The organism is Candidatus Electronema sp. TJ, from assembly GCF_048287355.1.
In the GTDB taxonomy this organism is placed as follows: Bacteria; Desulfobacterota; Desulfobulbia; order Desulfobulbales; family Desulfobulbaceae; genus Electronema.
In genome coordinates this window covers 1-10,905 of the sequence record NZ_JBLWEP010000075.1, presented here as the reverse complement: position 1 = coordinate 10,905, position 10,905 = coordinate 1, and the positions used below count along the sequence as shown (strand labels likewise).

Sequence of the window (10,905 nt, the reverse complement as noted above, 5' to 3'; positions counted from 1 at the left end):
TTCTGAGCGCATCAAGGCGATGCGGAATGCGGCGAGGCGTTTTCTGGCGGGATGAAGCGGGGAATTTGGCGTTGCGCTGGCGGTCAGGGAGAGGAGTTGATGCTGCGGGTGAAAGAAGATAGCTAGCCTATTTGCCTAAATCATCCAGCCATTGCTGCACCTTCTTGGCGTTTGGATGTCCCATCTCCTGATACAGCCGCAGGCTTTTTTTCCACAGCTCTTCCGCCTTGCCCAGCTCGCCGCGCTTTTCGTGGACCAAACCCAAATTGGCATAATTTGCCGCCAATCCTTCCTTTCTGCCTAAGGATTCATCGAGTGCCAGAGCTTTTTTGTGCATTTTCTCCGCCTGTACCAAATCCTCGCGTGTGGAATACAGAAGGCCCAAATTGCCGTAATTCGCCGCCATGCCTTCCTTGCGGCCCAAGGCTTCATTCAGCACCAGAGCTTTCTTATACATTTCTTCCGCCTGCGCCAAGTCCCCGCGTGTGAAATACACAACGCCCAGATTGGTGTAATTCTTCGCCATGCCTTCTTTGTCTCCTAATGCTTCGTCAAGCGTCATAGCTTTCTTATACATCTCCTCCGCCTTGTCCAAGTCCCCGCGTATGAAATACACAACGCCCAGATTGCTGTGATTCTGCGCCATGCCTTCCTTGCTGCCCAAGGCTTCATTCAGTGCCAGAGCTTTTTTGCGCATCTCTTCCGCCTGCGCCAAGTCCCCGCGTGTGAAATACACACTGCCCAAATTGACGTAATTCACCGCCATGCCTTCCTTGCTGCCCAAAGCTTCATTCAGTGCCAGAGCTTTTTTATACATCTCCTCCGCCTCCGCCAAGTCACCGCGTGTGAAATGCACAAGGCCGAGATTGCCGTAATTCAGTGCCATGCCTTCTTTGTCTCCTAAGGCTTCGTGGAGTGCCAGAGCTTTTTTGTGCATCTCCTCCGCCTGCGCCAAGTCGCCGCGTGTGGAATACAAAAGGCCCAGATTGCCGACAGCGATTGCTTGCCCTTCTTTCGTTCCGTCTGCGGCCAGTGCTTTGCGATATGCCGCTTCCGCCTGCGCGAGCTGCCCCGTGCGAGCAAGCAGAATGCCAAGCCGATTCCAGCCGTCGGCATTGTCCGGGTCAAGTTCCACGGCCTTCTGGTAGGCGGCAAGAGCTTTCTTAGGATTGTTCATGAAGGCCAACGCGCCCAAGTGCCGGGCCGCCGCCGCCGCTTCTTTGTTCGCGGCGCGGCCTTGCGCCTCTTTTGTTTTCAGAACTTCAGCAAAAATGGCCTCGGCCTGCTTCGTATCGCCCCGCTGCAAGGCTTGCAGGGCTTCATCAATGCGGCTTGCAGGCTTGTCGGTTTTTAGCAAAGCGGTGACGGCTTCAGCAGCAGCTTTCCCCGCTTCCTGCCCGCCCGGCTCTCTTGCCGACAGCTGCGCAACTATTTGCGCGGCAATCTCCTTGGCAAACTGCTTACGATTGCTGACTTGCGCCTTCTCCTTTTCCATATAGCTGCTCCACGCCGCCAAGCCAAATCCCGCCAGCAGCAAGGTCAAGGCCAGCCAGAAGCCGTAGCGGAGAAAGAGCCGGATGATCAGGCCGCTGTCTTTCTTGTCCACCTTAGTCAGCAGGTCGGATTTTATCAGCTGCCAGTGAATCCCGTAGGCGAGCAGCAAAACAAAGCCGATCAGCACCAGCGGGCTGGAAGCCAGATGCGGAGCAATTTTTTCAAACCAGGCGTAGTTCATGCGCAGCCTCCTTGGGCGATAAGTTCCTGTCCGCAGGAAAATCCCATAATGCCGCCGCGCTGTCAAGCGGAAAAAGACAGCAGGAGCGCGCCGCCTGCGCTGGCTGCCTGCATGAAGAATCAGCTTGTTTGCTGCGGTTTCGTGCTATATAGTAAACCTCTTGCGCAACGCCAGCGGAGCAAAAGAGTTTCCGCCCGCTGCCGGTCAATGTTTTCGTCCTTGCCGCCTCAATTGCTATGTCTTGTCCTGCGCCTCCCGCTGACCGCCGCAGCGTTCTGACAGCTGTTCTCCGCTGGGCCGCCGCCTTTTCCGGCTTGGCGCTGATTCATCCCCTGCTGAAATTCACCGGTTTCACAGTCAAACCCAAGCCGCGTTATGTGAAGGTCGCGGCCCCGCTGCCGCGCAGCGGCGTTCATGCCGAACGGGAATTTTTTCTCTTCGCCTCGCCGGACCGGCAGGCGGCGTGGGCAATCTCCCGCACCTGCACCCATCTCGGCTGCCGTGTGAATTTTCTCGAAGACAAGCAGCTGATCGAATGCCCCTGCCACCAAAGCCGCTTCAGTCCGCAAGGGCTGCGGCTGGCCGGGCCTGCGAAGAGCAATCTGCCTGTTTTTCCGGTGGAGCTGCAAAAAGATGAGACCGGCGCAGTGACCGGTTATGTGGTGACGATTTGATGCGCGGCACGCTTCCAGCTCTGAAAAACTGGCTGCTCGCTGTGCGCTGGGGCGGCCATGCGCTGATCAGCCTTTATATTTCCGCGCTCTCAGGCGTTGCGCTTGGTTTGCAGTACAACCCGGCGGAGCCGTTTTATTCCACTGCGACCATCCACTTAGTCATTCCTTTCGGGGCATTCTGGCGCTCGCTGCACTATTATTCCAGTCAAGCCTTCTTCCTGCTCCTGCTCGTCCATTTCGCCGCCGTGATCTGGGAAAACAGTGTCCGTTTCACCAGCTCCGCCTGGCTGCGCCTGAGCGCGGCGGCTCCAGTCGGCCTGAGCCTGCTTTTCACCGGCTACATTCTGCGCGGCGACGCAACTGGCGAGGCTGCCGGAGCGATTGCGGAAAACATCGCGCTCTCTATTCCGCTGTTCGGCCCGCCGCTGAACAAGCTGCTGGTGGATGTCGGCGCGGCAGGGGCGCAGAAAATTTATCTGCATCATGTCGCCGGGCTGATGCTGCTGGGGGCCTTCTGTCTCTGGCCGCATCTCCGCCGCTACAGCGCGCTCTGGCGCAATCATCTGCCGACAGTCATGTTGCTGCTGGCCGCAGCAGCTGCGATAAAAACGCCCTTTGAGCCGGGCCGCTTCGGCCTGCTGCATATCGCCGGGCCGTGGTTTTTTTGGGGGATGCAGGAGCTGCTCCGCTATCTGCCCGCTTTTTGGGCGGGAATCGCTGTTCCAGCCATGCTGGCCGTTCCTCTTCTGTTCCTGCCTGCGGAAGGCCGCGCCAGAAGAGGCTGTCTGCTGCTGGCGGCAACGTGGCTGCTCGGCTATGCGGTGCTCAGCGGCCTCGCCTTTGCGCGGCTTTGACTGCAACCACCCTGTTCCATCGAAAAAATAGATTCTTTCTTGACAAGAGCAATAAAATTTGATTAGTTGCATACATTCAGTTTATAGCCGACAGCCGCCTGTCTGGGCGCTCCATCTGCAACCATCTCTAATCCAACTTATTTTCAGGAGGAATTTCATGGCTGGCAACGACGACAAGATTGAAAGCCTGCTCAAGGAAGGCGCATCATTCCCCCCGCCTGCTACAGGCCGCGAGAATGCCTACGTCAAATCCATCGAGGAGTACAAAGCGATTTACAAACGCTCGATGGATGACCCGGAAGGCTTCTGGGCAGAGCGGGCAGAGCAGCTTGTCACGTGGGACAAAAAATGGGACAAGGTGATGAACTGCGACTTCTCCAAGCCGGAGATCAAGTGGTTCGAGGGCGGCAAACTGAATATCTCCGCCAACTGCCTTGACCGCCATTTGACCGATGGCCGCCGCAATAAGGCCGCGATCATCTGGCAGGGCGAGCCGGAGAACGATGTCAAGGTCTACACCTACCAGATGCTGCACACCGAGGTCTGCCGCTTCGCCAATGTCCTGAAGAAGAAGGGCGTAAAAAAAGGGGACCGGGTCTCCATCTATCTGCCGATGATCCCGGAGCTGGCCATCTCCCTGCTCGCCTGCGCCCGCATCGGCGCGATCCATTCCGTGGTCTTCGCAGGCTTCTCGGCCATCGCTCTGCAAAGCCGGATTGAGGACTGCCAGGCCAAGGTGCTGATCACCTCTGATGCCGTGCTCCGCGCTGGCAAGACTATTCCTCTGAAGCCGAACGCCGATGTCGCCCTTGCCACCTGCCCCTCTGTGGAGAGCTGCATCGTGGTCAAGCGGGCCGGCAATGAAGTGGCGATGCAGGCTGGCCGCGACTCGTGGTGGCATGAAGAGACCGCCGCTGCTGACATTGCTTCCGAATGCGCCCCAGAGTCAATGGATGCCGAGGACACGCTGTTCATCCTCTACACCTCCGGCTCCACCGGCAAGCCAAAGGGCGTGGTGCACACCACCGGCGGCTACCTGACCTACGCGATGCACACCACGCAATGGGTCTTTGACATCAAGGATAATGATGTCTATTGGTGCACCGCCGACATCGGCTGGGTCACCGGTCATTCCTACATCCTGTACGGCCCGCTCGGCCTCGGCGCGACCTCAATCATGTTCGAGGGTGTTCCCTCCTGGCCAGGGCCGGACCGCTTCTGGAAGATTGTCGAGAAGTTCAAGGTCAACATCTTCTACACCGCGCCCACAGTCATCCGCTCCCTGATGCGCGAGGGCGAGGAGCCGATCAAACGCTGGGATCTGTCCAGCCTGCGCATCCTCGGTTCTGTCGGCGAGCCGATCAACCCAGAGGCTTGGATGTGGTACCATGTCAACATCGGCAAGGAGAAGCTGCCCATCGTGGACACTTGGTGGCAGACCGAGACCGGCGGCATCATGATCTCCCCGCTGCCTTACGCCACCACGCTCAAACCAGGCTCGGCCACCTATCCGCTGCCCGGCATTGACGCAACCATTTTTGACGAGCAGGGCAACGAGGCCGGAGTCAACGAAGGCGGCCATCTGGTCATCCGCAAACCGTGGCCGGGAATGCTGCGCGGCGTGTTCGGTGATCCTGCCCGCTTCAAGAAGTCCTATTTTGGCCGCTACGGCAACGCCTACGACCCGGAGGACGGCGCACGCAAGGATGCGGACGGCTGCTTCTGGATCATGGGCCGTCTGGACGACGTGATCAACGTTTCCGGCCATCGTCTTGGCACTGCCGAGATCGAGTCCGCGCTGGTCTCCCATCCTTCCGTCGCTGAGGCGGCTGTGGTTGGAATGCCGCATGCGATCAAAGGCCAAAGCATCTTTGCCTGCGTCACGCTGAAGGCATCGGTGCAGGAGTCCGACGCGCTGAAGAAGGAGCTGAACAATCACGTCCGCAAGGAGATCGGGCCAATTGCCACTCCTGAGGTGATCATGTGGGCACCGGGTCTGCCCAAGACCCGTTCCGGCAAGATCATGCGCCGCATCCTGCGCAAGATCGCCGCCGATGATTTCGAGAACTTCGGCGACACCTCCACCTTGGCCGATCCGACAGTTGTGGAGAATCTGGTCGAGGCGAAGAAGAGCATCAGCTGACGGGTTTCTTCCTGCTCGTCATTCAGTCACATGGAGGGTCGGACCGTGCGTCCGCCCTCCATTTTTTTTAACTTTTCAACGGAGCACGCTGTCATGAAGAAAAGCATCTTGTCATCCCTAGCCGCCTTTGTTCTCGCCGCCCTGATCGTTCTCTCCTCCGGCGGCAATGCGGCCTTTGCTTTCAGCGCCAATACTTGGTACAGCAAGGCATCGGGATACGAAGAGATTTACGAAGGGGCGAAGAAAGAGGACAAACCGTTTCTTCTTTTCTTTTATGTGGACTGGTGCGGATATTGCAGACGGTTCCAGTCGGAGCTGCTTGACGACAGCAAGGTGCAGCAGTTCATTGCCTCGCAGTACCGCGTGAAAATCAATCCAGAAGACGGCGAGCAGGAAAAGATCATCGCCATGAAATACGGCGTGAGCGGCTATCCAGATTTTCGCGTGGTCTTCCCGGACGGCGGCAGCGTGGAGGTGCATCCGTTCAAAGCAGGCGGCGTGATTTGCACGCCGGAAGAATTCATTGCCGCATTGGAAGCCGCGCTGGCAGGCAAGAAGTAACTTCTTTTTCTCATCCGTCAGCCTCAGCACGCATAAATTCCTTTTATCCTTGCGGTTATCCGCGCTACTGCGGCATGGTTCCGCCGGATTTCCTGCTTGGAATGCCGTGTTTCACGCTTCGAATGCCTCATTCCACGCATCGAACGGCTCACTCCACGCTTCGGATGGCTTATCCCACGCTTCGGACAGCTCATCAGAAGCGTGGAACGCCTCATTTGAAGCTTCGGATGCTTCATTCCACGCATCGAACGGCTCGCTCCACGCTTCGAATGCCTTGTCCCACGCTTCTGATGCCTTATTCCAAGCGTCGGATGGCTCATCAGAAGCGTGAAACGCCTCATTCGAAGCTTCGGATGTTTCACTCCACGTGTCGAATGAAGCATTCCAAGCGTGGAATGCCTCATCCGAAGTGTCGGATGCCTTGCTCCAAGCGTGGAACAGCGCGTCTCCAGCGTGCTGCGGGGCATTTTCCGCTCCGCCCGAAAGGACAGGAGGCAGAATCAGGTTGCCCTGCTCCGGCTGCATGCGGCGCGGATGGCTTTTCAGTTGGCTTTTCTAAGAAAAAGCATATAATCGAACCTTCAGCTACTCTTCCCGCCTTTTTTTCAACCTGGAGACCAGCATGAAGCTATCTGTTCCGATGATGCGATCAGGAAGTTTTGCCGTGGCAGTCAGTTTGCTCTGCGCAGGCGGCACTGTTGCGCAGCAGAATAACATGTCCCGTATTGCCAAGGAAGTCGTGCAGAAACACACCCAGTCCGCAGCAAAAAGTCCTGCATCGAATGCCGATGTCGTCTCAAATGGCAATGGCAGCAGCCTGTCATCCGTCAGCCAGAGCAGCTATGACGAGCAGATCAAGAAAGCTCAGGAATATGTCAAACAAGGCAACTTCGATCTTGCCCTGCAAGAGTATGACAAGATCATCGCTGTCAATCCGAATATCGCCAGTTTATATATCATGCGCGGGGATATTCATGTTGCGAAAAGCAATTTTGAGCAGGCTATTCAAGAGTACAGCAAGGCGATAGTGCTTGATCAGAACAATCACCACAATCAAGAAGGCAAAGGGAATCAGGACTATTACGAACGTCGAGGGATGATCTATTTCACTGTCGGCGATCTTGAACATGCCATGCAGGATTACAACAAAATGATCGCAATAAATCCAAACAATGGCAGCGCGTATTATTCCCGTGGCATGGTCCATGCAATGGGGATGGATTATCAGCAGGCCATGGAGGACTACAAGAAAGCGTGCAGGCTTGGTCACGCTGAAAGCTGCTCCATGATGAAAGGCAGATGAGCTGAACACAGCTCATGATTATTGCATGACGCTCCGGCTCTCTGGACAGCGGCGCGGCGGCAGGCAGGCGGAAATCGTTATACTCGATACGAATCAGTCGTGATACGTATAACGAATTTCTCAGGACTCCTGCGCCGACGGACAGCACAGGGAAAACTAAGCAGGAACAGTCAGATAAAGGGGCGCAGCTTACGGTTGACATGCTGGGCGCATTGCCGCAGCAAGGCCGCCTCTTCTTCGGTCATGGGCAGCTCCACAATGTTCTCCACGCCTTTGTTGCCGATAATAAAAGGCACGCCGATGGTGCTGCTGATGCCGTAAAAAGCACCTTCTGTGCTGACTTGCCCGGCAATGAAGGTGTCGTGGCCCATAGTGATGGCCTGTAGCAGCTTCAGGGTCGCTTTTGCCGTGCCCACCGCTGTCTTGGAGCCGGAAAAATGGGTGATGAATGGTTTGACCATCGCCCGGATGTCTGGCGGACAGCAGGCGGCCAGTTCATAGCACGCGCTGATGTCGCCTTTTGCGATCAGCGCGGCAATCTCTTTTCTGACTTGGGCGACATCTGCTGTCAGCTGGCCCAGCTGGTGTTTCCCGCGCATGTCTGCAAAGGCATCGCGCAGCTGCTCGTCGCTGAAGCCGTAAATGTGCACACCGCTCCAGAGCGGCACCATGTTTTCTCCATGCTCGCCGAGCATGAAGGCATGAACGCGCTGCCGTGCAATGTCAAGGCTGGCCGCGATTTCCTTCTTGAAGCGCAGCGAATCGAGAAAGGCACCCATGCCGATGACCCGTTTCGGCCCTAAATGCTTGGCGAAGATGGCCACGGCCAGCTCGTTGGGATTGGAAACGCAGATGACGATCTCATGCCCATGGCCGCAGCGTGCCAAATGGGACGCGTAGTGCTCGAAAACAGGCGCGTTCTCCTGGGCAAGCATCTCTCTGCTGCCGCTTGCGCAGCTTGCGTCAGCAGGAAGCGTGGCCCCTGCGGCCATGACAATCAAATCTCCCCGTATCTCTTCAGGGGTGAAGACCACATGCAGGTGCGGGCACAGCCCGGCATAGGCATCAAGCAGATCCACAGCAAAGCCCAGCAGCTGTTTCCGGCTCTTGCCAGAAGGATTGCCTGCCAGCAGCAGATGCCGCTCCCTGTCAAGCAGCCGCTCGGAAATAAGCAGCTGCGTGAGCACGCGCCCAACCGCTCCTCCTGCTCCAATCACAGCAATGTCCATAACGGTCTCCTCTTACTTGTCAGCGGATGTCTCAGCAGCAAAAAAACAAAAGGCCGGATGATTCATCCGGCCTTTGCGCTTCTTCACGCTGCCTGCTCAGGGGCTTTGCGGCTGAATATTGGATCTGCGCCACTTCATCGCGTCACGGAGCACCTGCGCACTTGTCTCCTGCGCCTGCTTCTTCACCAGCACTTGATCAGTCGGCAGGACAGCCGCAGAGCCTGATGCTGCGGCGGCGATGATCAGACCGAACGACACTGCGAGCGCAATCATTCCTCTCATGTTCCCCCTCCTTTCTGTTAAAGAATTACGGTGCTGCTGCAACCCATTGCTGACCGCAGCTTAGTCCTGTTTTTCAGGAAAAGCAAGATGAAGTTGAGAGTGCTGTGTGACGATGGCTGCAAGCTATGGTTCAGCGGCGAGCAGGTCAATCCACGTCTATGGCCATATTTTTCTTTTGACAAATTGAGTTGGCATCCTATACAAAAGAAGAGCAGTCTTGCGCTTGAGCAAGGTTGACAACTGCTTTTACAGCAAGTTCATCTATCCTCAATACCAGCTGCTGCCATAGGCTGGAGAACAACTCCGTTTGACGATTACGTGGAGGTAATTATGTTGGACAATTGCGCTCTCAAAGATGGCGAGTATCCGTGCAACGCAACACTGCACATCAAGGATGGCAAGGCGATTATCGTGCTGCACAGCATGTTTGGGCTGGAACCAGGAAACACCATCCCGCTTTATCGAGAAGAGCACGAGCTGAAAGTGGAGACAGGAGGTGGGGAGCCGAAGCGGATCGGCCTCAAGAATGGCCATGCCATCATTTGAGTGATTCTGCCAACAGGGAATGAGTACAGAAGAAAGGACAAGGCCGGGGCAAGATCGCTCTCACCCCGGCCTGCGTAGCTGCCTTATGCCACAAACTGCCTGATCACATCCACCAGCTCGCCGTGCTGGTTGTGCAGGCGCACTTCCAGCGGCATCTGGCCGGGCAGCGAATGCGTGGCGCAGCCAAAGCAGGGGTCATAGGCACGGAAGGCCATCTCCACCATGTTCAGCAATCCTTCGCTGACCTTGCCGCCCTTGATCAGATGCTGGGCCGCCTTTTTGGTGCTCATCTGAATGGGCGCGTAGTTGTTGGTGGTGCCGACAATCAGATTGACCTTGGTCAGCAGGCCTTTCTCGTCGGTCCAGTAATGATGAGTGAGCGTGCCGCGCGGTGCCTCGACTATGCCCACGCCCTCAATGGGAACAGCGGTGGGCTTGCGGTGCACATCCGGCGAGGTGATGTCCTTGTCCGTGACCAACTCCACCCAGCGTTCGGCAGCATAGAGCAGCTCAATCAGCCGCGCCCAGTGAATCGCCAGCCGCTGATGCACTGGCTTGCCGCCCAAGGTGGCGTACATCTTCTCATACTGCTCCTGCGCCAGTGGTGTGGCCATGCCGTCTGCGGCGTTAAGGCGGGAAAGCGGGGTTGCCATGTACACGCCGCTTTCCTTGCCGTCCACAAAGCCCTTCCAGCCCACATTCTTCAAATAGGGGAACTTCAAATACGTCCACGGCTCGACGTGCTCGGCAATATGCCGCATGTAATCCTTTGGCTCGTACTTGCAGTACTCCTTGCCGTCAGGATCAACCACCCGCACCTTGCCGTCGTAGAAATTGACCTTGTTCTTCGCATCCACCAAGCCCATGTAGTAGGTCTTGTGGCAGTAGATGTCGCCGACAATCAGATCAAGATAGGTCTTGTTGGCCAAGACGATATCGTTGAAGGCTTGCAGGCTGAACTGGGCAAATTCTATCGCCCAGCGGCCCATAGCTTCAATCTCCTTGCGCTCGGCCTCGCTCAGTATCTTGGTTACACCTCCGGGTATGGCTGTGGCCGGATGCACCTTGCGACCGCCGATCATCTCCACTACTTGGTGGCCGTATTTGCGCATCTGAATGACCTTGCCGCCGATTTCCAGCCCCACCTTGTGAATGACACCAAGGATGTTGCGCTCAGATACCGGCGCATCTGGCCCAACAATGAAGTCCGGCCCGCCCAGGGCGTAGAAGTGCGTGGTGTGGTCGGTGCAGTAAAAGGCCATGTAGAGCAGCTCGCGCAGCAGCTTGGCCGTGCGCGGCGGGTCAACCTGATAGACCGCGTCGCCTGCCTTGGCACTGGCCATATGGTGCGCCTCTGGGCAGACACCACAGATGCGGTTGGTCAGCAAAGGCATTTCCTCCACGGGACGACCGACGCAGAAGCGTTCAAAGCCGCGCAGCTCAGGAATCTGGAAATAGGAGTTGGCGACATCGCCGTTCGCGTCCAAGAATATGTCGATCTTGCCGTGCCCTTCCAGACGGGTGATGGGATCAATGGTGATGCGTTCCATGCCTATGCCTCCTGATTCTTGAATGCTG

At 56.8% G+C, this 10,905-nt stretch carries 11 protein-coding genes; 6 read left to right on the top strand and 5 right to left on the bottom strand.

Annotated features, from left to right (window positions below; translation table 11 throughout):
- Nucleotides 1–127 precede the first annotated feature (127 nt).
- Nucleotides 128–1,735, bottom strand: a complete 1,608-nt coding sequence (locus ACNKID_RS07030; RefSeq protein ID WP_417912728.1) for a tetratricopeptide repeat protein — start codon at nt 1,733–1,735, stop codon at nt 128–130.
- Nucleotides 1,736–1,971: 236 nt separating this feature from the next.
- Between ACNKID_RS07030 and ACNKID_RS07025 the strand changes: the two genes are divergently transcribed.
- From ACNKID_RS07025 to ACNKID_RS07010, 4 genes are all read left to right on the top strand, one after another.
- Entirely contained in the window at nt 1,972–2,409 is a 438-nt protein-coding gene (locus ACNKID_RS07025) for a ubiquinol-cytochrome c reductase iron-sulfur subunit (protein WP_417912727.1), read from the top strand.
- Nucleotides 2,409–3,263 carry a cytochrome b N-terminal domain-containing protein gene (locus tag ACNKID_RS07020; protein ID WP_417912726.1) on the top strand — a complete coding sequence of 285 codons (855 nt, stop codon included), beginning with the start codon at nt 2,409–2,411 and terminating at the stop codon, nt 3,261–3,263. The genes ACNKID_RS07025 and ACNKID_RS07020 overlap by 1 nt, the downstream gene beginning before the upstream one ends.
- A 157-nt stretch (nt 3,264–3,420) precedes the next feature.
- Nucleotides 3,421–5,406 carry an acetate--CoA ligase gene (gene acs, locus ACNKID_RS07015; RefSeq protein ID WP_417912725.1) on the top strand — a complete coding sequence of 662 codons (1,986 nt, stop codon included), beginning with the start codon at nt 3,421–3,423 and terminating at the stop codon, nt 5,404–5,406.
- A gap of 93 nt (nt 5,407–5,499) precedes the next feature.
- Entirely contained in the window at nt 5,500–5,967 is a 468-nt protein-coding gene (locus ACNKID_RS07010; protein ID WP_417912724.1) for a thioredoxin family protein, read from the top strand.
- A gap of 111 nt (nt 5,968–6,078) precedes the next feature.
- Here the strand turns inward: ACNKID_RS07010 and ACNKID_RS07005 are convergent, their stop codons facing one another.
- Nucleotides 6,079–6,492 carry a hypothetical protein gene (locus tag ACNKID_RS07005; RefSeq protein WP_417912723.1) on the bottom strand — a complete coding sequence of 138 codons (414 nt, stop codon included), beginning with the start codon at nt 6,490–6,492 and terminating at the stop codon, nt 6,079–6,081.
- A gap of 97 nt (nt 6,493–6,589) precedes the next feature.
- Here ACNKID_RS07005 and ACNKID_RS07000 point away from each other — a divergent pair, with 97 nt between their 5' ends.
- The gene (locus tag ACNKID_RS07000) at nt 6,590–7,270 is read left to right on the top strand and encodes a tetratricopeptide repeat protein (RefSeq protein ID WP_417912722.1); all 681 of its coding nucleotides are present in this window, start codon (nt 6,590–6,592) and stop codon (nt 7,268–7,270) included.
- Between the two features lie 170 nt (nt 7,271–7,440).
- Here the strand turns inward: ACNKID_RS07000 and ACNKID_RS06995 are convergent, their stop codons facing one another.
- Nucleotides 7,441–8,499 carry a malate dehydrogenase gene (locus ACNKID_RS06995; protein ID WP_417912721.1) on the bottom strand — a complete coding sequence of 353 codons (1,059 nt, stop codon included), beginning with the start codon at nt 8,497–8,499 and terminating at the stop codon, nt 7,441–7,443.
- A gap of 96 nt (nt 8,500–8,595) precedes the next feature.
- A complete protein-coding gene (locus ACNKID_RS06990) occupies nt 8,596–8,781 on the bottom strand; it encodes a hypothetical protein (protein WP_417912720.1) in 186 nt (61 codons plus the stop codon).
- Between the two features lie 330 nt (nt 8,782–9,111).
- Between ACNKID_RS06990 and ACNKID_RS06985 the strand changes: the two genes are divergently transcribed.
- The gene (locus tag ACNKID_RS06985; RefSeq protein WP_417912719.1) at nt 9,112–9,327 is read left to right on the top strand and encodes a hypothetical protein; all 216 of its coding nucleotides are present in this window, start codon (nt 9,112–9,114) and stop codon (nt 9,325–9,327) included.
- An 83-nt stretch (nt 9,328–9,410) separates the two neighbouring features.
- Here ACNKID_RS06985 and ACNKID_RS06980 read toward each other — a convergent pair whose 3' ends face one another.
- On the bottom strand, nt 9,411–10,877 hold the full coding sequence (locus ACNKID_RS06980) for a Ni/Fe hydrogenase subunit alpha (protein WP_417912729.1): 1,467 nt from the start codon (nt 10,875–10,877) through the stop codon (nt 9,411–9,413).
- Between the last annotated feature and the right edge of the window lie 28 nt (nt 10,878–10,905).